The organism is Anaerobacillus sp. QJM3NY_17, from assembly GCF_056173665.1.
This window is the reverse complement of sequence record NZ_CM149685.1, coordinates 1256308-1279604: the sequence shown is the minus strand read 5'-3', so window position 1 is coordinate 1279604 and position 23297 is coordinate 1256308. Positions and strand designations below refer to the sequence as shown.

The window sequence follows — 23297 nt, the reverse complement described above, 5'->3', positions numbered from 1 at the left end:
AAGAAGGTGAACGTTTTGGGATTTACCATCAGAGAATTTATTGAAATAGCGAGAATATTAATCTTGTACCTATTAGGGATACAATTTATGTTTGGACTGGGTGTTCTTTTACTTGAAAGAATAATGATTAATACATATGTTTTTGATATAGACAGAAAATCAAGTAATTTTCTAGAGAAAACATTAAATATTATATCCATGTCAGTAACAGGTTCTGCTTATTTTATTTACAAAAAAGTAGCACATTACAATTGGTTTTTAAGAAAAACCTTCTTTGCAATTGCACTCTTTGTTCAAGGGGTTTTATCTATTGTTATTTATCAAATTATATATAGATCGATGAAAGCAGTATTCTTATAACACTAAGCAGATTCAGTTTAATATGTTACAGCTTGATCATTTGATTAATAAAAATGGAGCAAAAAATGGGATTTACAATGAATGAGTTTATAGAAATTATCAGAATTTTATTATTCTATATATTAGGGATACAAGTTATGTATGGGGTCACTATTCTATTACTCGAAAGAACTATGGTGAATTTTTACTTATCTACCCTTGTCCAAAACCCTAGTAATATAATTCATAAAGCAATGAATTTTTCTATGAAAATAACGATCGGTTCTGGTTATTATTGGTATTCAAAATCCGCAAAATATAATTGGTTCCTAAGAAAAATCTACCTATTGTCAGCTTTGATAATTCAAATCATATTATCTATCATTGTGTATCAAGTTATCTACCGATCTTTAAAAGCCATCTTTTTATGAAAAATTGGAGGTATATAAATGAACCACCTACTAACCTGCACAACAGAAGAGCTAGCCCTTATGGTTAGTGCGATTGGCCATCAAAGTGTTGCTAAAGGAATAGCGGAGTCGGCAATCGGTGAAAAGTCTGAAAAAGAATGGATTGCTATTTTAGAAGCAACTAGTAAACAACTAATTTTAAAGCAAATGTGGGATGAAGAACGAGAGGCAAAAGGAGAAAATCCTCTTACGAAAGAAACAACTGATTTTCTTACGAAGTACGTCGCTTCTAAACGGATGATTCGTTGTTCAAACGCTCCACAAAAAGCTGTTTTAATGCTCCATCATTATGAAGGAGACGAATGGCTCTCCCATATTATTGATCGGGATATCATTCATGAGTTTTCTCTGATCTCTTCCGAAGAGATTTCAGATCATATGAAAGCATTTTACGGCATTACATTCGAAAACTATGAAAAAGTAGAGCCGTTTTCTCTTAGCGATCGATCATTTGATCTGTTAAGTAATCCTAACAAAATAGATAAAGTAAGAAAGAAATCTAAATTCACACCATCAGAAGAAACTAGTTTTAACTGTTTCACAGAGGACCTTAAACAATTCGACTGGACTCTATTCAACATCTCCAACTTTAACATCGTGACACCTGAAGAAGAAATTTATCTAGAAAATATCATTTTCTTCCTCCCTTCATCAAAAGGCGTTTGGATTAGTGAATATACAGAAGACCCTAAGAAACCCGTTTATATTTATTTGGCTGATCAAGAACAGTGGGAAAACACTCTCAAGGATATAGGGGCGTATGCCTCTTATCAAATGGAAAATAGTTGACAACTTCCCTTTCTATCGAATACCTCTTTTGATAAACTCTACAAAAATTTCATTTGTAGAGTTTTTTTGTATTCTATCATTAATTACAAAACAGAATTTTCAAACAAAAACCCACATATTCCCTTTCCCTTATATTATAATGGTATTACCAACAAAAACTCTGGTCTTACCAGAATCGAGGTGATCACACTCAATGAAAGAACGATCGTCCGAAAAAATCACTAAACAGCTCATACACTCTATTTTAGAACAAGAATGGGCGACTAACGATCCGCTCCCTCCTGAACGAGAACTCGCTACCCACTATCAAGTAGGTCGCCCTACCATTCGTGAAGCCTTACAGAGACTAGAGCGTGATGGATGGATAACGATTCGTAAAGGTGCGCCAGCGATTGTAAATGATTACTGGAAGCATGGCAATTTAATGACGATCGTGAACATCCTCCAGCACCACGAAGATATACCTGATGAGTTTATCGTTTACATGCTCGAGCTACGTATTACGTTAACACCTGCTTATGTCCGGGATGCTCTTCTTCATCACAGACTCCAAATCATTTCGCTTTTCATCCCACTTGAAGAGCTAACAGACGATCCGAAATCATACGCTAATTTTGATTGGAGTCTACAGAAAAACATTGCTGAGCTCTCACATAATCCCATCTTTCTTCTAATCCTTAATAGTTTTCAAGACATCTATGGCAAAATGGCTGAAAAGTACTTTCTAGACCCTTCTCATCGTCAAGCATCAAAGCACTATTATGAGCAGTTTCTCGAAGCTACGTTAAAAGGAGATCTTGATCACGCAGAGTCTCTGACGAAAGAGATGATGTCTACGAGCCTGGAACTCTGGAAAACGAAAATGAACGGGGGCATATAACTTGAAAGCAAAAGGATTGTATCGTGATTTTTTCTTCCACCTTGATATCTTGATCATGTTTATCCTATTTCTCATCGTTCTTGGCTTCTTACTGACAATGACCCTCTCTCACCTTGTCCCAGTGTTTATAATCATTGGGATTGTCACCTATATGTTTAGTGAATACCTCACACACCGCTTTTTGTTTCACATTAAAACACCTAACAATCCATTACTTCTTAAGCTTATTAAACGGTTGCACTACGACCATCACAAAATGCCGAATGATCTCAAATTATTATTTCTACCGATCTGGTATAGCTTTCCGAATTTGCTGCTCCTTTGTTTGATCTTCTATGTCCTGTCTGGATCTCTACTGCTCTCACTTTCCTTTAGCACAGGATTGCTCGCTATGTTCTTCGTCTACGAATGGAAACATTACATTGCCCATCGACCGTTTAAGCCCAAAACAAGGTTTGGGCAGTGGATCAAGAAAACGCACATTTTGCATCATTATAAAAACGAAAATTATTGGTACGGTGTTTCTACTCCGTTCGTTGATGTACTGTTTGGCACATTAAAAAATGAAAAGGATGTACAAATGAGTCAGACGGCGAAGGATTTAGAGCAGCGTCCGTAGCAAAATCTCAAAAAGGGACTGACATTCTCATGTCAGCCCCTTTTTCTATGGATTATTCATTCTTATTGTTGACGCAATGTTTGACCACACGTCGTTAAGTCATGAGTGATCTGCTGGAGAATTTGCTCCCCCTCAAGACTTCCTGCTGTAGTTTGTTGAAGCTTCCGCTGGCACTCTCTGGCGACTTGCTCTGCTCGAATTAATTCTTCTTCAAATCGTTGCGCTAACGCCAGTTCTCCTCGTTGCCTCGCATCTATCAACTGCTGACGAATGGTTTCAATATCTCCGCATGCCTGATGGGCTTCTCGTAACACTTGCTGGTTTATTTCATCCATAATACCCACTCCTTTAATCATCCGGTTTTTTTCTTATTATTGATTAAAAGAGGAGAAATATGTAAATGAAAAAGACAAATGTACGCGAAGGGGGTCAGGTACGCACCTGACCCCATCTCTCTTCCCTCTATTTCATATTCGCCTCAATCTCTTCTTTAATTTCCATTGCTTCCCCATCCTCAGGCTCTAATCCAATGTATGTATTCATCTCAATTAACGCTTTTTCAAATTCTCCTTGCTCTTCATATATAAGCGCTTTGTTAAAGTGAATGGATGGCACAGGTATGTTGTCATTTTCGATGTCATTGTAAATGCCCATCGCTTCATCTAATTTACCTGAATCCTGTAATTCAGCAGCTTCTGTGAATTTAGGTTCCATGTAGGAATAGTAAACTTCCTCTTCTAGAGCCGCACTTCCAAAACCGTAGATCATCATGACGACCACAAATAGAAGCGCATATAACCAGCTCACGCCTCCACGCTTTTTAATCACGGCAAGACGCTCATCACGATCGGGATAAAGGTCTTTCAGCTTCTTTACTTTGCTTAACGCAAAATCAAAATAGAGCTTATTTCCAAACAGAGCCAAAACAATATAAGCAGGCGCTATCGTTGAACCTGGTAATGCTTTCTTAAAAAATACAATCGATAAAACGTCCACTATGACGATAATACCGAGGAACAAGTATGCAAATACGTTCATTTTACGGTATGTAAACCAAAACAAGCTTAAGAAAAATGATGCCCAGTTCCACGAAATAGGTGACTTCTTAGTCGATAACTTTTCCCACTTCTTTTTATAAACTTTATCCCTTTTACCCGTAAATGCCAGCATCTCTTCACGTGTTTCTTCATCAAGCTCTGTCCACTTAATGTCATTCTTATTTCGATTGAACCAACTCATCGTACTCCCCCAATTCCTATTTTCATGCTTTTTAAGGATACGTGACCATTTGGGGCGAGGCAACCTTTTTTGGGAAAAAGAAGCATTCATTGCTATGCAAATCCCCTCTTTTTACAAAACATAGTAAACACTCATGATTTTTGAGATAATTCAGTGGGAGAACACAAATGTAAACGCCATTGATTTCCGGAGGTAAGAACAATGATAAAAGCTAGCCAAATTTTCGTTAAGTCTCCTCGCCTGACTTTACGACGATTTCAAATGTCAGATATTCCACCGTTCTACTCGTATCGCTCACACCCAGAGGTTGCTAAGTACCAGTCCTGGGATAATTATCAGTATGAAGATGCTGAAGTATTCGTTAAGAGTCAGCTTACTCAAGAGCCAAATCAACCTGGTAGCTGGTTTCAATTTGCTATTGCTTTAGCAGATACAAATCAGTTGATTGGAGATTGTGCACTGCACACGCTATTAGATGAACCACGGATCGTTGAAGTTGGGTTCACTATTTCCCAGGGTTTTCAGGGGAAAGGGTATGCTACTGAAGCTGTCGAAGCGTTATTCCGCTATATTTTCGAGACGTTAGGGAAACACAAAGTGATCGCATTTTCTGATGTTCGCAACCATAAATCGATCGCCTTGTTGGAAAGATTGAATATGAGACGAGAAGGCCATTTACTACAGAACTTTATGTCCAAAGGGCAGTGGGTAGATGAATATCAGTATGCGATGTTAAGGTCGGAGTGGAAGAAGTTGTAAGGTTGTAAGGTGCCTGTCACCACCCGCTTTATGTCACTATTTGTCGTTTAAATGAAAAGCGGCTGACAAAATATTTGTCAGCCGCTTTCTTATTCATGTGAGATAAGATCGTATGCCTCTCCCTCTCAATTCACTATTCGATTATCGTCCAAGCCATCCACCATCAACTGCTACAAGATGGCCGTGAACATAGTTAGAGGCAGATGAGGATAAATACACAGCAGTTCCCTTGAAATCATCAGGGTTGCCCCAACGATCCGCTGGGATGCGGTCAAGAATTTGAGCGTTCCGCTTCTCGTCTTCAAGTATCGCGGTGTTCATATCTGTTGCAATATATCCTGGGACGATGGCATTTACATTCACATGATGCTTGGCCCATTCATTCGATAGTGCTTTTGTTAATTGCGCTACGCCACCTTTTGCAGCGGCATAAGCTGGAACGTTAATGCCACCTTGGAACGAAAGTAACGAAGCAACATTAATAATTTTCCCCTGTCCTTTTGGAAGCATGTGACGGCCAGCTTCCTGACATAATAGCCATACCGTTTTTAAGTTAATATCCAGAACTTCGTCCCAATCGGTTTCAGAGAAATCAACAGAAGGTGATCTGCGCTGTATCCCTGCATTATTCACAAGAATATCAATTGTTCCAAACCGAGAGACTACGGTTGGTATGGCTGCCTTTACTTCGTCTGTTTTTTCTAAATCACACGGAATGATTGCGCAAGTTCTTCCCAGTTTCTCAATCTCTTCTTTTACATCCGTTTGTTCTGTATTGCGCTGAAGGAGAGCAATATCCGCTCCTGCTTCCGCCAAAGCAAGTGCCATTGATTTACCGATTCCTCTTGTAGCCCCTGAAATAGCTGCCACCTTGCCACTTAAATCAAATAAATTCATTCCCATGATCTGATCGCTCCTTTTTGTATTTAATGTCATAACGTGGTAACGCAGGAACGGAACGGGGGACAGGTACGCACCTGTCCCCCATCCGTCCTCATCATCCCTTACTCAAAAACACTTCCACTTCACTAAGCGCTTCCTTCGCATCTTCTCCCACACATTCCACGACGATTTCATCGCCGTCATGTAAACGAAGATTGATTAATCCTAGAAAGCTCTTTAAGTTCGCTTCAATTATGCTTCCATTCACATTCTTCTTAAGAATAATTTCTGCGTCGTATTGCTGAATAATTTGGCTCAATTCGATGATCGTTTGAGATTCTGTCATATAAACAGGAATTTTCTTTTCTACTTTATTCTCCATTATTTCTTCACCCTTTCATTTATGATGTCAGCAAAACATGCTGCATCTTCTTTTCAAATAACAGATCGCTTCGCTAGATATACATCATCAATAGAAGCGGAATCGTGATCACACTAAGCAACGTTGTCATTAAGGTAATACTTGATACTAGCTCTGGTTTTGAATCAAACTGCACAGCATAAATGGTTGTCGTTGCAGCAGATGGCATAGCAGCAGAGACAATGAGCACGCTCGCCATTAAATCACTCATTGGTAAAAGGAGTGTTAACACAAATGCGATGGCTGGTGATGCAATCAATCGCACGACGGAAGCATAGGAAGCTTTCGACCAATCCATATTCTTGATAGAAATACCCGCAAGCTGCATACCTAGAACGACCATAACCATTGGAATGGAGGCATTTGCAAGTAGATCTACGCTCGACATAAGATTCCCAGGCATTTTTATAGAACCAAGGTTCATAATTAGTGCCACAATCACCGCATAGGTCGGTGGCATCTTCAGCACAGAGACAATCGCCATACGGAGCCCTGATTTTCCTCTCGCCGCATAGTACACGCCAAAGAAATTCATAATGATCGCTTGCAGAACGAGAAAGGATACGGAATAGACAAACCCTGCTTCACCGAAAGCAAAAAGAATAATCGGTGCGCCGTAATTACCCGAGTTCATAAATGCCGTTGATAAAATTAAGCCGCTCTCCATTGATGCATCATAGCCTTTTACTTTGGCCACCACTTTATTAATGACTAAAATACTCACAAGAAGAAGGGCAGAAAATACGAGCATCATGACGTATTCACCGTTTAAGTCTGCGTTATAGAACGTCTTAAACACAAGACACGGAAGCATGATGTAGAGCGCTACTGTCGAAACAGATTTAAGATCTAATTTAGCTAATTTTTGAAGTAAATAACCTGCACCAAACACAAGTAGGACAGGCAATACAACCTGAATAAATACCGTCATCTCTGCTTACCACTCGGCAACGCTACCATCTGAATGCCTCCAGACAGGATTGCGCCAGCGATGACCAACTCGAGCCATCTCAACGACTTTCTCTTCATTAATTTCAATGCCAAGACCAGGTCCAGTCAGCATCGAAACCTTGCCATTCTCGTAAGAAAAAACAGACGAATCCGTAATATAATCGAGCAAATCACTTCCCTGGTTGTAATGAATGCCAAGGCTCTGCTCTTGAATAAACGCGTTGTGACACGTGGCATCGACTTGCAAGCAAGATGCTAACGCAATCGGTCCAAGCGGACAGTGTGGTGCGAGTCCTACATCATAAGCCTCCGCCATCGTTGCGATCTTCTTACACTCCGTAATTCCGCCAGCATGAGATAAATCCGGCTGAATAATATCAACATACCCGTCAGCAAGTACTTTTTTGAAATCCCAGCGTGAATACATCCGCTCTCCCGTCGCAATCGGAATCGACGTGTGGGAAGCGATTTCCTTCAGAGCCTCATTATTTTCTGGTAAAACAGGTTCCTCGATAAACATCGGGCGATACGCTTCAAGCTCCTTCGCGAGAATCTTTGCCATCGGCTTATGTACACGACCGTGGAAATCAATGCCGATTCCTACATCTTTTCCAACAGCTTTACGTACCGCATCCACTCTCTCAAGCGTTTCATCAACCTTTTTATAAGAATCAATGTACTGCAATTCTTCGGTACCGTTCATCTTAATCGCGCGAAACCCTTTCTCTGCAGCTTCTTGCGCTGCACGGCCTACGTCTGAAGGACGGTCTCCTCCTATCCAGGAATACACGTCGATCGAATCGCGACACTTGCCGCCCATTAGCTCCGAAATCGGCGCATTGTAGAATTTCCCCTTAATGTCCCAGAGCGCTTGATCTATCCCAGCGATCGCACTCATATGAATCGGTCCACCTCGGTAAAAACCAGAACGATACATCACATTCCAATGATCTTCGATAGGAAGCGGGTCTTTTCCAATCAGATAATCCTTCAGCTCATGAACGGCAGCTTCAACCGTGGCCGCGCGTCCTTCAATCACAGGTTCTCCCCATCCAACAATGCCTTCGTCTGTCGTGATCTTTAGAAACAGCCATCTCGGGGGCACGACATATGTTTCGATACTCATAATTTTCATGATTCACTCTCCGTTCTAGCTTCTTTAACAGCTTCCGCAAATTGTTCAGCAAGAGTTGTAATGCTTCCAAAATCCTGATTGTCGATGAACGATTGATTCACTAGTGATCCACCAACGCCTGTCGCTATTGCTCCATTCGCTATATAAGTTCCGATATTTTCAACATTGACCCCGCCCGTCGGAATCATCGGGATGTGTCCAAGTGGCCCCTGTAGATCCTTAATATAAGATGGACCAAAAGCGGAAGCCGGAAATACTTTGACAATATCAGCTCCTGCTTGATAAGCTTCCACCATTTCACTCGGCGTTAGAACACCAGGAATGGAGATGACTCCGTATCGTTTTGCCATTTCAATTAGACTAGCGTTATATGTTGGTGAGAAAATAAAATCGGCTCCCGCCTGAATAGCGGTACGGGCCGTTTCTGCATCAAGTACGGTCCCCGCTCCTACGAGAGCTGTTGATCCTAGACGTTTTTTCACCTCTCCAATTAATTGGTACGACTGTTCACTATCCACTGTGACCTCAAGTGTTGTTACTCCACCCTTAACGAGGGCTTCAGCCAGAGGTAAAACATCTTCCGGACGCTGCCTTCTAATTACCGCAACGACCCCTGAAGATTGAATTTGCATCAGCTTCTTCGCTTTTTCCAATTTACATGCCACCTTTCCTACCGTTCAACGTCGGCGTGACGTTTTCCCGAAGTCATAAATTGTTCAAGTTGCTTCATAGTTGGAAGCCCTTCCACATCACCGTTCATTTGAACGACGAATGAGCCAACCGCATTGCCGCGTTCCACAGCTTCTGGAATTGTGCACCCTTCTACTAAACTACTAATCACACCTGCAGCGAAGCCATCACCAGCTCCAACTGGATCCACAACACGCTTAACCGGATAACCTGACACTTCACCCGATTCGTGTTTGGAAGAATAATAAGCGCCCTCTGCTCCAAGTTTCATAATAACCGTTTGATCATCTCGCGTTAATAGAGCATTTGCGGCCTTGTTGTAGTCATGCTCACCCGTTAGAAAGTGCGCCTCATCAACCCCTGGCAGGATATAGTCTGATAGAGAAGCGATTTCAAGGAGAACGTTACGAGCTTCCTCCTGATCTTTCCAAAGCTTATAGCGAATATTCGGATCAAACACAACCGTTAACCCATTTGATCTCGCGAGACGGATTGCATGTAGAACAGCTTCTTTACACGACTCACTGAGAGCCGGAGTAATGCCTGTCACATGTAAAAATCGTGCGGATGACAGGTAGTCTTCGTTCAAATCAGATTTCTTGAGCAGACTTGCCGCCGAATCTTTCCGATAGTAATACACATTCACATTCTCTGCAGACACCTTTTCTTTAAAAAAGACGGAGGTATTCGCTTCATCTGTAAACAGAACCTCACTCGTGTCCACTCCTTCACCACGAATGATTTTATGAACATAGCGACCAAAAGGGTCTTCTCCAAGCTTGCTAATCCATCCCGTTTTCACACCCAAACGTGACAAACCGATCGCGACATTGGATTCTGCCCCAGCGATTTGCTTCGTCACGTGATGAGCATACTCAAGAGATACCTGATCTCTCGTACTAAATAACACCATTGTTTCACCTAACGTCACAACATCCAGTGACTTCAAGGGGATCACCACTCTTTTCCTATTTTCGACTTTACTATGTAACAAAAACCCCTTGCATGAAAGCAAGGGATTTATGAAATAAATGAGAACTATGCCTCGCTACTCTCCAAAACTAATCAGCCATAGAGACAATTCCGGTATAAAGGTAATCATTAAGAGCGAGAATACCATCGCGAAGAAATATGGAATAATGGCCTTTGATAACTGTTCAATGGATAGCCCGGAAATACCTGAACCAACGAAAAGGTTCACACCTAGAGGAGGCGTGATAAATCCAATTGCTAAGTTAACAACCATGATGATACCGAAGTGAATCGGATCGAACCCGATATTAACGGCAATTGGGAGTAGAATCGGCGTTAAAATAATGATTGCTGCTAACGTATCCATGAAACAACCTACTAATAGAAGGAGAACGGTAATTAATAGAATAATAACGATCTCGCTATCAGAGATGGAGAGTAAGAAGTTTGCCACTTGCGTTGGAATTTGCTCAATCGTTAGCAAACGTCCGAAAGCTGTTGCAGATCCTACGATAATAAGAACTGTTGCCGTTGTTAAGGAAGCGTCTGCTAATAACTTCGGCAAGTCTTTAAATGCTAACTCGCGGTATAAGAACAATCCTGCAATAATGCCGTACACAACTGCGATAACAGCGGCTTCTGTCGGAGTAAAGATACCACCGTAGATCCCACCAAGAATAATGACTGGAATCACAAGAGCCCATTTCGCTTCCCAAAAAGTTTTCCACACGTTTGCTAGCGTTGTCTTTTGCTCCGAGCCACGGTAATTATGTTTTTTCGAATACACATATGCCCAAATCATTAGTGAAAGCCCAACTAGTAGTCCTGGAATAATCCCTGCAATAAACATGTCACCAATAGAAGCGCCACCTACGACACCATAGATAACCATCGGAATACTTGGAGGAATAATAACCCCAATCGAACCAGCAGCTGCAACTGTTGCAGTCGCAAATTTCTTATCATATCCCTGCTTCACCATCGCTGGAATCATAATTCCACCGATCGCCGCAACCGTTGCGGGACCTGAACCAGAAATGGCAGCGAAGAACATACACGTTACGATCGTCGCCATCGCAAATCCACCCGTTTTGTTTCCTACAAGCGCATTCGCGAAGTTAAAGAGTCGCTCCGAGATTCCGCCTTTCCCCATAATTTCACCTGCTAAGATGAAGAATGGCACAGCCATTAATGGGAATGAATCAACGGATGTAACGAGTTCCTTCATTAAGAAAGGAATCGGGATAGCTCCTGTATACAAAATTGTAACGAGTGTTGAAAGGCCAAGCGCAATTCCAATCGGTACACTTAAGAACAGGAGAAGGGCAAATGAACCAAATAGTATCAATGTTGTCATGACTCATCGTCTCCTTCCTGTTTCATCATGCGTTCACGCTCGTCCTCAACTTGAAGCTCCTGCTTACCTGTTAGCATTTTGAACTGAACATAGAGATTTTGTAATAATCGAATGGCAGATAACCCAAAACCTATCGGCGTTGCCATATATACGGCCCCCATCGGAATATGTAAGGCTGGCGACTTCTGCCCAAAGCTTAACAATTGGCTGGCGATATCGTAGCCATAGAAAACGACGTAAAGACAAAAAACGAAGAATAAAATATTCGCAATCATTGCGACGATTAACTTTCCTTTTTCCTTCAGTAAGAGAAGCATGACTTCCACTTTAATATGTCGCTGCTTCTTCACACCGTAGCTAATTCCTATGTACACTAACCAAATAAAGCTGTATCGCCCGAGCTCTTCTGACCATGATAGGGAGTTTCCAGTGACCCGCATCACAACTTGCAGGAAAATAACACTCACCATCAACGTTGAAAAGACTACGAGCAGGAATTCTTCCAGTCTACGATCTATAGCTCGAATGATATTCATACTTTCACCTCAACAGATTCTCAATTTAACGAATGAATTAGATAGAAAGAGTATACGTCGTCGTTACTCGACAACGTATACTCTGACAATATTGACTTACTTTTGTGCTTCTTCGATTGCTTTGTAAACTTTATCAACTGTTTCTTCACCAATTTGGCCTTTATATTCATCAATAACTGGTGCTACAGCTTTCACCATTTCTTCACGTGCTTCAGGTGTAATTTCTGTATATTCCATGCCTTCATCTTGAAGAGATTGAAGATATTTATCATTTGCTTCACGGTTCAATTTACGCTCATACTTACCAGCTTCAACCGCAGCTTCTTTCATGATCTTCTGCTGATCTTCTGTCAAACCGTCGTAGAATGACTTGCTCATCAAGAATACGAACGGGCTGTAAATGTGGTGCGTGTTTGAAACATGGTTTTGTACTTCATAGAACTTTTGAAGGTAGATTGTAGCGTAAGGATTTTCCTGACCATCAACTGTACCTTGTTGCAATGCAGTGAAAAGCTCAGTAAATGCCATCGGTGTCGGGTTTGCTCCAAGTGCTTTAAAAGCGTCAAGGTGAAGATCATTTTCCATCGTACGGATCTTAAGACCGTCGAAATCTTCCATTGTAGCAACTGCACGCTTACTGTTTGTTAGGTCACGGAAACCATTCTCCCAGTAAGATAATCCAACAAGATTCTGGCTTTCTAGCTTTTGAAGTAGTTCCTGACCAACTTCCCCATCAAGTACTGTATCTGCTACTTCTTCATTCGGGAAAAGGAACGGAATATCGAATACGCTAAATTCTGGAACAAAGTTTGCAAGTGGTGCTGTTGATGGAACAGTTACTTCCTGAGTACCAAGCTGAAGTGCTTCTGTCATCGAACGGTCATCGCCTAGCTGACCACTGTGGTAAGTTTCAACTGTAATCGCGCCGTCTGTTTTTTCTTCAACGATTTCCTTAAACTTCAACAACCCTTTGTACTGTGGATGCTGATCATTTAGTCCAATACCTGCTTTAATTACCTTCGACTCCCCACCATTTGAAGCGCTTTCATCTCCGCCATTACTACTTGCTTTTTCCCCACTATTTCCACAAGCTGCAAGCATGGCAATTAATAGAATAGTAGATAGTACCATTGCTAATTTTTTCAAAATACTCATTCCCCTTTATGTAGTTTATTTTTTCATTTCTCGGTCGCTAACTTAAAAGTAGACCGAGTGAAAACAGCGAGAGCATTCTTTTCCCAACTCTCAATTTCATAAGACCCCTGCGACAAGTGACAAGTTTCAATCAATCCAGCAAACCTCAGTAACCGCTTTCATACACCTAGTAAAAAAAACAGCGATTTTAACGCTTTGCTGAACCAGACTCCCTTTCAATCCCCCCTGTAAGGACTCTTTAGTGAAATATTTATTCTGTAAATCTGATTATACATGAATATATTTTTAATACAACAGTTTTAAGAAAAAATATTTATTCAAAAATAAAATTATTAGAAATATTATTCTCGCAATCATGAAAATACTTTTGAATTAGTGGAAAGGTCGTTGTTCTACGGGGATTAAGAGAGGTATTAATTCATAGCGATTTCACCGTCTCCACTACTTTTTTAGGGGAATAAAATATTTTTATGTTCTAAGTAACCTCTTTAATTATCAGAAATATAGTGAAATTTATTTTCAAAGACATAAAGCGGATGGTGCCAGGCACCACCCGCTTTACGTCATAATATGTCGAACCAAACTACTACTCTACTTCACCTCAACCAAAGCACTCTTGCCATTTCATCCGAAAGTCCAAACCTATTAATAAAGTAATCCTGAAGGCGGCCTTTTTCTCCGCCTTCTACCCACTTGCGATACAAGCGAATAAGCTCACGTACATTGCCTTCGCAGTAGCTATCAATTAGCTCAGCAACTGTATTCGTACTTCTCCAATAATCATAAAACGCAGCCGAATAAGAAAAGTCGTCTCCACCTCGATATCCCGCTTCTCCAAATGCGTCTAGCGTGTATTCCCCATACTTTTCTTTATGAGCGTCAATTAACAATCGCTCCACCTTCATCAGTTTTTCAAATCGCTCTTCTGACATTAAGAGTTTTCGAGGTAAGTAGAAGCAAATCCCTTCTTCGAACCACATATCATTCGCATTCTCTTCTTCCCAATCATCGAATTCTGAATGGAAGAAGTCAGCGTGGTGCGTGAATTCATGGGCAACAAGCTCTGCTACATCGACCATTTCAAGGTTTTCATAATAATCCGCTGCCTCTTTCACATCTTTTACCGTGGATAGATAAATATCCTTCCACGTGTCTCGTAATGGGGTTAAGTGGATCAAGTCTCTCGAAGTGTAGGCGGGCAATGGAATCGTCGAATACAGCTTTGTGGCTGATTCTAAATCGTGGAAAACAATCCCTCTTGGCGGCTCCTCAACGGTCGTAATTTCTTGCAGCGCACTCTCATATGTATCAAGAAATGCTAATAGCTGTAGTCCGCTCTTTTCAATCTCATTTGTTTTTGTTGTATCTGTTACCGATACGGCATAGTTCATATACAATCCCTCCGTCTTGCTATTTCGATTTCTCTTAAGGGTCCTCCTCTTTTTTTCCATCATTCGACTAATATAGAGTATGAGACTCTACGGTAAATCAAAATTCCCCACCGCCACACGGTGAGGGGAACAATCCTACTCCATATCAAACCAACCATTATCGATCGTCTGCTTGTACCAATAATAGCTATCCTTCTTCGTTCTTTCTAGCGTACGGAAATTAACGTGGACGAGTCCGAAGCGTTTATCATAGCCTTCTGCCCACTCGAAGTTATCAAGCAAAGACCATGTTAAGTAGCCTTTAATGTTCACGCCTGCTTCTATACTTCGACTTAACGAAGTAAGATGCTGCTTTAAATACTGTATCCGACGCTCATCTTTAACCTGACCATCTTCAACGCCGTCGTTATAGCAGGCACCGTTTTCGGTAATGTAGATCGGGACATCACCATATTGATCCTTTAATTTGCTAAGGACCTTATAGAATCCTTCTCCGTATACGTTCCAGCCAATATCCGTTTTATTATAGCCGATATCGATTTTCTCTAAATCAAATAAATCCTCGTTTTCTTTATACCTTCCGACGCTGCCTGTGTAGTAATTGATCCCAACAAAGTCGATAGGCTGACTAATAACGTCAAGGTCGCCATCTTCAAGCGTAAGGGAAACGCCTTTTTTCTCAAACCAATTCAGCATAAATTCCGGGTACCGTCCTTTAAAGACTGGATCAAAGAACCATTCGATAAACCAGCCCATCCCACGATTGCAGGCGTCAATGTCCTCCTGCTTATTACTAAAAGGCTCATTCCATTCGAGGTTTGGGGCATACCCGATGTTACCTTCCATTTCTAACTCTCTGAATCTCGTAACCGCTTTGCCGTGCGCTAATAGAAGATGATGTGAAATAGTAGTCGCAAGCTGGAGATCCTGATTGCCTGGTGCGTGAACGCCGATGAAGTTTGATAGGAAAGACACGCACCATGGTTCATTGATCGTAATCCAGTGCTTTATTTTCCCATTAAATTCGTTAAACATAAGCTCGGCATAATCAGCAAACGCATCCGTCGTTTCTCTGCTTGCCCATCCACCCTTGTCCTGAAGGACCTGCGGCAAATCCCAGTGATAAAGTGTACACATAGGTTCAATGCCATGATCGAGTAGGGCGTCAACAAAACGATGGTAATACTGAAGACCTTCTTCATTGACCTTCCCTGTGCCATTCGGAAAAATACGCGGCCAGGAGACGGAGAAGCGATACATTTCAATGCCTAGCTCCTTCATCAATGCAATATCTTCTTCATAACGGTGATAGCTATCACAAGCGACATCTCCATTATCTCCGTTCTTCACATTTCCAGGCGTATGCGAAAAGGTGTCCCAAATCGATTGGCCACGTCCACCTTCATCTACGGCCCCTTCGATTTGATAGGCTGCGGTTGCCGCGCCCCACTTCATATCATTTGGAAATTGTATAATTGCCATTGTCTTCCCTCCATTATCACGTCAGTAACTGTTTCGTTATACTTTACTTCCACAAGATTCTCTCACGATCAATTCTGAATCAATAAAAACGGGTTTCAATTCTGTTTTACCATTTGTTAAATCATGAAGCATATGAGCAGCAAGCTTACCGAGCAGCTCTTTATTCTGCCTTACAGTCGTGAGCTGCGGAGCACTGTAGCGGCAGGCATCGATATCATCACATCCAACTAGTCGGATATCCTCAGGAACCGAGAGTCCAGCTTCTTTAATTGCTCTTAGCGCACCAAAGGCCATCATGTCGGAAGCCGCAAATACCGCCTCAGGTCTAGCCTCTCCTTGGAGAATGCGATTCATTGCTGCATAACCGCTCTCTTCATGAAAATCACCGTACTGAATCCACTCTTTTCTCACTTCTAGACCAAATTGATTCATCGATTGTAGGAATCCTTTTTCTCGCAAGTTAGAAATCGCAGAATCTGATCCCCCACCGATGAAAGCAATATCTTTTACCGAATTAAGATACAGATGCTGAATCACTTTCGTAGACAAGTTAATGTTGTCTGTCATCACATAGCTTGAGCTTGGGCCATTGAGTTCTAGATCGATGCCCATACACGGGATGTCGCTTTCCACTAGCTCATAAATGGCATCCTCAATTTCCTCACCTGTGATGATCAAACAGCCATCCACATGAAAATGCCTGCACCTTGCAAGGTAGCTTCCATTGTCCTGATAAAACTGTTCATTCGAGAACATCAAGATGTCATATCCTAGTAACCCGACTGTTTTCTTAAATGCGGTTACAACTTCCATAAAGAAAGGATGTGTAAAATCAACGTTCACTCGGCCAGCATAGATCAGGCCAATGAGATTCGATTTTTTTGTCGCTAGCGCCTTAGCTGAAAAGCTTGGCTGAAAGCCTGTTTCTTCGATTACTTTAAGAACCTTTTTCTTCGTTCCTTCACTAATGCCACCGTAATTGTTAATAATTTTCGAAACGGTCGCTCTTGATACTCCTGCCATTTGTGCAATATCTTTAATCGTTAGGCTCATCGCTATCCCTTCTGACATCATAATAGAATTTATACTGATAGCTTACTAAGAAACGCTATGTGAAGCAATTTCTATATCGGCTGAGCCTCTATTTTACTGATCCTTCTGTAATACTCGAAATAAATAGGCGATTAAACAGTAAGAAAATAATGAGCAATGGAATCGTTGCCCAGAACACGCCTGAGAGGATCATTCCGAAATCAATATTAAACGTGTTACTTAAGGAAGCTAATGCAACCTGGATTGTATAATTCTCCGGGTCCCTTAAGACAGTAAATTGCCATAAGAATTCTCCCCACACCGCTGTAAACACAATGATGCCAAGCGTTGCAAAAGCCGGAAGAATAATCGGGACAACGATGCTTCGATAAATTTTAAAGTTCGAACAGCCATCGAGCTTCGCTGCCTCAATCAGCTCATCGGGTACCGATTCGCTCACATATTGTCTCATGAGGAAGATGCCGAGCGGATTAAGGAAGAACACAACCATAACCCCAGCAAGCGTATCGAGAAGGCCAGCTTTCGATACGAGAAAATACTGTGGAATCAATCCCAATTGTGGGGGAATGATCATCGTTAATAAAATTGCGATAAATAATCCGTTCTTGCCCGGGAATTTAAATTTTGCGAACGCAAATCCTGCTAGCGAGCTAATAAACAGCACAACAAGCGTAACGATGGAACAAATGAGAAAGGAGTTCCACATCGCTTGAAAGAAATCAATTTGATTCAGGACTTTCTGGAAGTTCTCGACTAGCATGCCGCCTGGCGTGATCGTAGGCGGGATTGAATTATAAGCTGCACTCGGACGCGTCGCCATCACAAACATCCAGTAGAACGGGAACAAGGATAAGAGTGAAGCGAGTCCTAGAAACAGATAGATGAGCACTTTACTGAAAGAGACTTTTTTTCGTTCCTTTCGATTCGCCATTACCTTACCCCCTTCTTCTTACGGCCATTGCCTGATGTGATGAGCGTATTGATTGTTGCAAAGAAAAGAATGATCACAAGCAGGATAATCGCTGTCGCAGAGGCCGTACCAAAGGATTGAAGCTTAAAGGCATCTCGGTACAAGTACATAACGACCGTTAGTGCTTCGTCTCGTGTAAATGCCCCAGCGCCTAAGAAAATCGTCGGCTCAGAGAAGAGCTGTAGTGCCCCAACTGTTGAGAAGAACACCGTTAAGATGATAAACGGTTTCAGCAAAGGCATCGTAATATAGAGAAGCTGCTGAAACTTATTCGCGCCATCAATCGTTGCGGCTTCATATAAATCATTTGAGATGCTTTGGATCCCCGCTAAGTAAATGATCGTATTGTACCCAACCCAGCGCCAGAACACCATAATGGAAATCGCGATTTTCGTTCCCCATTCAGATGTGGACCAATTCACCGGATCAAATCCGAAGACGCCTAGCATGTAGTTGGCGAGTGATGACTCGTGATTACTAAATAACACACTGAATATAAGGGCAACCGCCACCATCGAGGTGATATACGGCATAAAGATCGTAATTCGAAAGAAATTTTTAAATCGAAGGAATGTAAGATTTAATAGAAACGCCAACACAATGCCGACGACTATTTGTGGCGCCGTGCCCATTAATCCCATGATGATCGTATTGTATACTGACTTCCAAAAAAGAGGATCCTCTAAAACGATCCGAAAATTATCGAGCCCAACAAAGCTCATTGGACTTAATCCGTTCCATTTCTGAAACGCAAGATAAACGCTGAATATAGCGGGATAAAGACCAATCACTCCAAAAATAATGAAAAAAGGCGCTACGTACAAATAGCCTGAAATCATATCCTTTTTCTTTTCAGATCGATATCGTTTCTTCTTAACCCCTCTTTCCTGTCCACTCATTGAAATCACGCTTTCTCCCCACTTCCGGTGATTAAGTAGGATACGGTGGGTTTACCCACCATATCCCATCACAAATACTGCTTCTATCGGTCTATTAATTCCTCAGCACGCTTAATCGCAGCTTTCCATTCTTTCTCAGGATCGCCACCTTCTTGAACGTTATGAAGCGCATTTAATACTTCTTGATGAACAGGGAAGTATTTCACGCCTTTGAAGACAGCGCCATCAATATCCTGTGCCGCTTCAGCAAAAACAGTTGATGTTACTTGCCCACCAAAGAACTCATCTTCGTTCGTTTTGAACTCTTCCATGTCATAGACAGAAGTAGCGGAAGGGAATAAGCCTTTGCTCTGGAATGATTTCAGCTGATTATCAGGGGATACAAGCCACTCGACAAAGTCATATGCTTCCTGTGGATGATCGGTTTCACTTGGAATGGAAATATAAGAGCCTCCCCAGTTCGCTGCGAATTCAGTTGGAAGTGTTGCCACGCGCCATTTTCCTACCGCGTCAGGGGCATTTCCTTCCATCCATCCCTTCAACCATCCTGCTCCAAGCTCTGCTGCGAATTCACCTTTGTTTACGCCGTTCGCCCATTCAGGTGTCCACATTTCAAGCTTGCCAACAATGCCTGCTTCATCTAACTCAACAGCATAGTCATATGCCTTTTTCACGTCGTTTCCTTCTTCACCTAGCAATAGTTCACCGTCAGGATTTAAGTATGTTTTTTCAGAAGCATCTAAATAAGCGCGATAAGCCATTTCGATACTATCCACGAATGGTTTTCCTGTTTCTTCCTTCAGCTTCATTCCCGCTTCTTTAAACGCTTCAGGGGAATTAATAAGAGATTCTACTTCCGCTGGCTCTGTTGGAAGTCCAGCTTCTTCAAAGAGATCCGTGCGGTAATACAGTGCCTTCGGGCCAATATCCGTCGGTAGACCAATTAGGAAATCGCCTTCTTGATTTGCGCCAGCTTCCCATTTCCAATCTAAGTATTGATCCTGCACATCCTTCGCACCAAGATCATATAAATTCTCAAAACGTCCCTGCGCTTCTTTGAATCGATCCAGTTGATCCACTTCCAAAGCCGCAATATCAGGTGCCCCACTACCAGCAGACAAAGCTGTAAAAAGCGCATCATGATGCTCGGCTGATTCTGCAGATCTCACTTTAATCGTCACGTTCGGATGTTCCTTTTCGTATTCCTTCGCAAGCTCTTCATAATTCGTTGCACCAAATGCCCAGAAATTCAACGTAACCTCTTCATCACCGCCATCGCCAGACGTACTGTCATTTCCATTACAAGCTGCTAAAGAAAATACAAGCAGCGACGCCAGTCCTAACCCCAACCACTTCTTTTTGCTTTTGTTTTTCACCGTTACTTCCCCCTCATGCGATTTTTAAAAACGCTTGGAAACCGGTTTCCTAAATGAATAAAAAAATGAACGATTCACATCAAAGTAAAGCGTTTTCATAAACTGATTATAAGATTATATCGTTAGAAAAGCAACATTATTCTAAAAATTTGTAAACCGGTTTCTTAAATGTTTTTAGAATATTGAAACTAAAAGCATCGATGGCGGAATCCTGATTGGAACGATAAATCCCTTTGCTACAGTTGTTTTAGAGAGAGGGTCGCTGTTTACATTGGTAGCGCTAAGTGGTTAATTTAAGTGCAATAAATAAAGCAATAACCATACCTAAATAAAAAACAACATCCCACATTCGTATTGGTTTATAAAAGAAAAAGTAGCTGATAAACAAATAGATAGTATAGCCTAAGAAGCCATATACGATTGAGACTTGAAAAAGGAATGATAGGAAGACTAAAACCACAAGCACCGTCACATTCCATTTTTCTTTCTCTTTCCGTTTTGCGTCATCCATTTGCTCATCACCTTGACATGTTGTATTGAGTTTACGAAACCTGGAAAGAAGTACGCGCTAACTTTCCCTTTGCCTTTTCATCAAATTTCCAAAAGACTGAAGCGGTAAAAATCACGATAAACAGCCAGGGACTCGTACTAATGAAATAACCGAAGTCCGTTACTACTTTTGTAATCGGAAAGATAAACGAGAATAACATCATTCCGAGTCCGACGTGGACAAAATAGGCATATCGCTTCCGGCGATTACTTTCGCGTGTGAGCTCATCAGAGGCGATTGAAATCGCAATTCCTACTACTAATAGGAACGGTAGCAGATAAATAATCATTAAAAAAGCACTACCAATAGCGACAGAAATATCTCCTTCTCCCCCGCTCATTAGATAGATAAGACCCCCTACCGTTGTTAATACAATGCCGAATACCCACGTGATTAGGGCGGTCACCAGGGCTGTTTTGAATTTGCTGAAAAGCATATGTATGAACCCCTTTTTGCTTCTTTATTGTAAACTTTACCTAGTCCGCTCTAACACGTGAGCAATGGACCTGATCGCTTCCTTGCTGAAGTGGTTTGAAAAGTCATCCTCTACTCTTACGGCTTTGCCAAAATGATATTCTTCTGCCAGTACGGCTTGATGGATGTCTTCGATATTTGCGAGTGACAGTCCTGATCCTGGCATGATCGTTAGACCGCTTTCTTCCGAGTAGCGCACAAGCTCTTGAAGCTGAGTGATCCGTTCTTCCCCTTCCTGATTGGCACCGGATGTAAGAATTCGCTTCACATTTCGGTATTGAGCAAGGGTTTTAAACCCTTCTTTTTGAGAAGAGAGTTCTTCGAACGCTCGATGAAAGGTGATGTCGATATCCGGCTGCTGCTGAATGATTGTTTCAAGTAACTCTTCGTCAATTGTATGATCCTTCGTAATTCCTCCGATAACAATCCTCTTGCCTCCGAGTTCACTTAAGATGCGGATATCTTCAAGAATAACCTCTTTCTCCTCATCGCTGTAGCAGTGGCTATATCCGTTTGGACGAATCATCACCTGAACGGGAATCGTAACACTGTTTAATACCGATTTTATCGTTCCATAACTCGGTGTTAAACCTCCAGCTTCAATCCCTGTTACAAGTTCTACTCGACCTGCTCCAAAGGCTTCTGCCTCGATTGCTTCTTCTCTGTTTTGTACGATCACTTCGATCATTTCTCCATCTCCTATCTGATTCACTCGATGTTTTTGTATCGTTCTCACTGAGTTTAAATGTTCCACTATCATCATAGCTTTTTCCATTTAAGGATGCACGGGGTTTTGGTGAATTCGCGAGGTCGCGAGTGCCTGTCACCTCCCGATTCCTGTCATTACTTGTCGATTAAGCTCTATGTATAGTTTCGCTCCTATTAGACACTCTAACAATCAGGGGTGATTCAAATGAAACTTAACAAGAAACAATATGCTAATCAGCCTTTTGCTAGTAAGAAATCGTACACGAATGAAGCCGATCTGGCTCCTTCTCAAGGTGAACAAGCTGGTCGTCCACTAGAAACCAAATCAAAGCGGAAATCATAAAGAAACTCAGGCCAACGCCTGAGTTTCTTTATGCAGCTTCTATCCAAACCTCTTGTATTAGTCGCCGCTCCCTCTGTTCAGTGTCGAAAAGGCGGAACATGATTTGACGCTTGATCCTTCCTAGAAATAACTAACTCATGCTTTGCATTAACTCCGGCGTAAAATAACGAAGATGCACAAGGCTCCCCTCTTTTTTCAAGCTGATCCATTAGCCATGCTTCAGTAAGCCCTAAGTGCTGCAGTATATCCTTCTGTACTCGCCCATCCAAAATAACAGGAATCTCAACATCATTCGCCCGCTTATCGATCGCCATATCTTCACGAACAACGCTCTCTTTACTTGGATATAGTTTCACACTAAGTCTTCCATTAGCCTCCACAATGGCAAGCTCGACATCTTCTGTATGGAAAACGTCCTTTTCTCGAAGCATCTGAAGGACATTATCAATCGAATATTGAATCTGCTTCATGTTGTCTTTAAGGAATTTTCCATTGTACATGACAACGGTAGGCTCGAACGTAAGAAGCTTTCCTAACTTCTGATGCTTTATCTTTATCCTTGAAATTAACTTCTGTAGCAATCCGATCGCAATCATCGCAATAACCGTGTGAATATGATCAATCTCAGGATCAGCGATATCCGCTCCTACCACAGCGCCAAATACAAGAACGACTAGAAAATCAAATACAGGTAGTTCTCCAATAGATCGCTTCCCCATATAGAGTCCGATGGCGAGCATGAACGGAAGAATCGTTACTATCCGGAAGATAACCTTCAAGGCATCCATCAATATATCCATAAGACCCACCTCTTTTTAACGAATAGCCTCAGTATGGCCAGAAAGTTGGGAAGCCAG

General features: G+C 41.7%; 27 protein-coding genes. 6 read left to right on the top strand and 21 right to left on the bottom strand.

Features of this window, described 5'->3' with window-relative positions; all coding sequences use genetic code 11:
- The first annotated feature begins 15 nt into the window (after positions 1-15).
- From AC0VYV_RS06890 to AC0VYV_RS06875, 4 genes are all read left to right on the top strand, one after another.
- Complete coding sequence (locus AC0VYV_RS06890; RefSeq protein WP_283152571.1) at positions 16-360, top strand: hypothetical protein; 345 nt, start codon at positions 16-18, stop codon at positions 358-360.
- A gap of 428 nt (positions 361-788) precedes the next feature.
- The gene (locus AC0VYV_RS06885) at positions 789-1598 is read left to right on the top strand and encodes a hypothetical protein (protein ID WP_475368715.1); all 810 of its coding nucleotides are present in this window, start codon (positions 789-791) and stop codon (positions 1596-1598) included.
- A gap of 193 nt (positions 1599-1791) precedes the next feature.
- Complete coding sequence (locus tag AC0VYV_RS06880) at positions 1792-2478, top strand: GntR family transcriptional regulator (protein ID WP_475368714.1); 687 nt, start codon at positions 1792-1794, stop codon at positions 2476-2478.
- A 1-nt stretch (position 2479) separates the two neighbouring features.
- Entirely contained in the window at positions 2480-3097 is a 618-nt protein-coding gene (locus tag AC0VYV_RS06875) for a sterol desaturase family protein (RefSeq protein ID WP_475368713.1), read from the top strand.
- Between the two features lie 62 nt (positions 3098-3159).
- Here AC0VYV_RS06875 and AC0VYV_RS06870 read toward each other — a convergent pair whose 3' ends face one another.
- Together AC0VYV_RS06870 and AC0VYV_RS06865 are read right to left on the bottom strand one after the other, a co-directional pair.
- Entirely contained in the window at positions 3160-3432 is a 273-nt protein-coding gene (locus AC0VYV_RS06870; RefSeq protein WP_475368712.1) for a hypothetical protein, read from the bottom strand.
- A gap of 127 nt (positions 3433-3559) precedes the next feature.
- Positions 3560-4336, bottom strand: coding sequence for a DUF2628 domain-containing protein (locus AC0VYV_RS06865; protein ID WP_475368711.1), 777 nt, complete (start codon positions 4334-4336; stop codon positions 3560-3562).
- A 201-nt stretch (positions 4337-4537) separates the two neighbouring features.
- On the opposite strand from AC0VYV_RS06865, the gene AC0VYV_RS06860 reads away from it, so the two are divergent.
- On the top strand, positions 4538-5095 hold the full coding sequence (locus tag AC0VYV_RS06860) for a GNAT family N-acetyltransferase (protein ID WP_475368710.1): 558 nt from the start codon (positions 4538-4540) through the stop codon (positions 5093-5095).
- A 141-nt stretch (positions 5096-5236) separates the two neighbouring features.
- On the opposite strand, the gene kduD is transcribed toward AC0VYV_RS06860, so the two are convergent.
- The 18 genes from kduD to AC0VYV_RS06770 all read right to left on the bottom strand — a co-directional run bounded on the left by kduD (position 5237) and on the right by AC0VYV_RS06770 (position 22077).
- Positions 5237-5998: a 2-dehydro-3-deoxy-D-gluconate 5-dehydrogenase KduD gene (kduD, locus tag AC0VYV_RS06855; protein WP_475368709.1), complete on the bottom strand. Its 762-nt coding sequence runs from the start codon at positions 5996-5998 to the stop codon at positions 5237-5239.
- Between the two features lie 94 nt (positions 5999-6092).
- Entirely contained in the window at positions 6093-6359 is a 267-nt protein-coding gene (locus AC0VYV_RS06850) for an HPr family phosphocarrier protein (RefSeq protein ID WP_404682725.1), read from the bottom strand.
- 73 nt (positions 6360-6432) lie between these two features.
- On the bottom strand, positions 6433-7329 hold the full coding sequence (locus AC0VYV_RS06845) for an AEC family transporter (RefSeq protein WP_194220866.1): 897 nt from the start codon (positions 7327-7329) through the stop codon (positions 6433-6435).
- Positions 7330-7335: 6 nt separating this feature from the next.
- Positions 7336-8484: a galactonate dehydratase gene (gene dgoD, locus AC0VYV_RS06840; protein ID WP_475368708.1), complete on the bottom strand. Its 1149-nt coding sequence runs from the start codon at positions 8482-8484 to the stop codon at positions 7336-7338.
- Positions 8481-9137 carry a bifunctional 4-hydroxy-2-oxoglutarate aldolase/2-dehydro-3-deoxy-phosphogluconate aldolase gene (locus AC0VYV_RS06835; protein WP_475368707.1) on the bottom strand — a complete coding sequence of 219 codons (657 nt, stop codon included), beginning with the start codon at positions 9135-9137 and terminating at the stop codon, positions 8481-8483. The genes dgoD and AC0VYV_RS06835 overlap by 4 nt, the downstream gene beginning before the upstream one ends.
- A 17-nt stretch (positions 9138-9154) precedes the next feature.
- A complete protein-coding gene (locus AC0VYV_RS06830) occupies positions 9155-10123 on the bottom strand; it encodes a sugar kinase (protein WP_475368706.1) in 969 nt (322 codons plus the stop codon).
- Between the two features lie 99 nt (positions 10124-10222).
- Positions 10223-11503 carry a TRAP transporter large permease gene (locus AC0VYV_RS06825; protein ID WP_475368705.1) on the bottom strand — a complete coding sequence of 427 codons (1281 nt, stop codon included), beginning with the start codon at positions 11501-11503 and terminating at the stop codon, positions 10223-10225.
- Positions 11500-12039: a TRAP transporter small permease gene (locus AC0VYV_RS06820; protein ID WP_475368704.1), complete on the bottom strand. Its 540-nt coding sequence runs from the start codon at positions 12037-12039 to the stop codon at positions 11500-11502. Before AC0VYV_RS06820 ends, AC0VYV_RS06825 begins: the two co-directional genes overlap by 4 nt.
- A gap of 96 nt (positions 12040-12135) precedes the next feature.
- Positions 12136-13185: a TRAP transporter substrate-binding protein gene (locus AC0VYV_RS06815; RefSeq protein ID WP_322098425.1), complete on the bottom strand. Its 1050-nt coding sequence runs from the start codon at positions 13183-13185 to the stop codon at positions 12136-12138.
- 605 nt (positions 13186-13790) lie between these two features.
- Positions 13791-14585, bottom strand: a complete 795-nt coding sequence (locus AC0VYV_RS06810; RefSeq protein WP_475374663.1) for a hypothetical protein — start codon at positions 14583-14585, stop codon at positions 13791-13793.
- A gap of 135 nt (positions 14586-14720) precedes the next feature.
- Complete coding sequence (locus AC0VYV_RS06805) at positions 14721-16067, bottom strand: GH1 family beta-glucosidase (protein ID WP_475366956.1); 1347 nt, start codon at positions 16065-16067, stop codon at positions 14721-14723.
- 36 nt (positions 16068-16103) lie between these two features.
- Positions 16104-17120, bottom strand: a complete 1017-nt coding sequence (locus tag AC0VYV_RS06800) for a LacI family DNA-binding transcriptional regulator (protein WP_430241189.1) — start codon at positions 17118-17120, stop codon at positions 16104-16106.
- Between the two features lie 88 nt (positions 17121-17208).
- A complete protein-coding gene (locus tag AC0VYV_RS06795; protein WP_226612072.1) occupies positions 17209-18051 on the bottom strand; it encodes a carbohydrate ABC transporter permease in 843 nt (280 codons plus the stop codon).
- On the bottom strand, positions 18051-18989 hold the full coding sequence (locus AC0VYV_RS06790; protein WP_226612502.1) for a carbohydrate ABC transporter permease: 939 nt from the start codon (positions 18987-18989) through the stop codon (positions 18051-18053). The genes AC0VYV_RS06795 and AC0VYV_RS06790 overlap by 1 nt, the downstream gene beginning before the upstream one ends.
- Positions 18990-19072: 83 nt before the next feature.
- A complete protein-coding gene (locus tag AC0VYV_RS06785) occupies positions 19073-20365 on the bottom strand; it encodes an ABC transporter substrate-binding protein (protein ID WP_475368701.1) in 1293 nt (430 codons plus the stop codon).
- Between the two features lie 280 nt (positions 20366-20645).
- Entirely contained in the window at positions 20646-20876 is a 231-nt protein-coding gene (locus AC0VYV_RS06780) for a hypothetical protein (RefSeq protein WP_475368700.1), read from the bottom strand.
- 31 nt (positions 20877-20907) lie between these two features.
- Positions 20908-21351: a hypothetical protein gene (locus tag AC0VYV_RS06775; protein ID WP_475368699.1), complete on the bottom strand. Its 444-nt coding sequence runs from the start codon at positions 21349-21351 to the stop codon at positions 20908-20910.
- Positions 21352-21387: 36 nt separating this feature from the next.
- Positions 21388-22077, bottom strand: a complete 690-nt coding sequence (locus tag AC0VYV_RS06770) for a copper homeostasis protein CutC (RefSeq protein ID WP_475374662.1) — start codon at positions 22075-22077, stop codon at positions 21388-21390.
- Positions 22078-22302: 225 nt separating this feature from the next.
- On the opposite strand from AC0VYV_RS06770, the gene AC0VYV_RS06765 reads away from it, so the two are divergent.
- A complete protein-coding gene (locus AC0VYV_RS06765; RefSeq protein ID WP_475368697.1) occupies positions 22303-22440 on the top strand; it encodes a hypothetical protein in 138 nt (45 codons plus the stop codon).
- Positions 22441-22517: 77 nt separating this feature from the next.
- On the opposite strand, the gene AC0VYV_RS06760 is transcribed toward AC0VYV_RS06765, so the two are convergent.
- Positions 22518-23240, bottom strand: a complete 723-nt coding sequence (locus AC0VYV_RS06760; protein ID WP_475374661.1) for a DUF421 domain-containing protein — start codon at positions 23238-23240, stop codon at positions 22518-22520.
- Positions 23241-23297 lie beyond the last annotated feature (57 nt).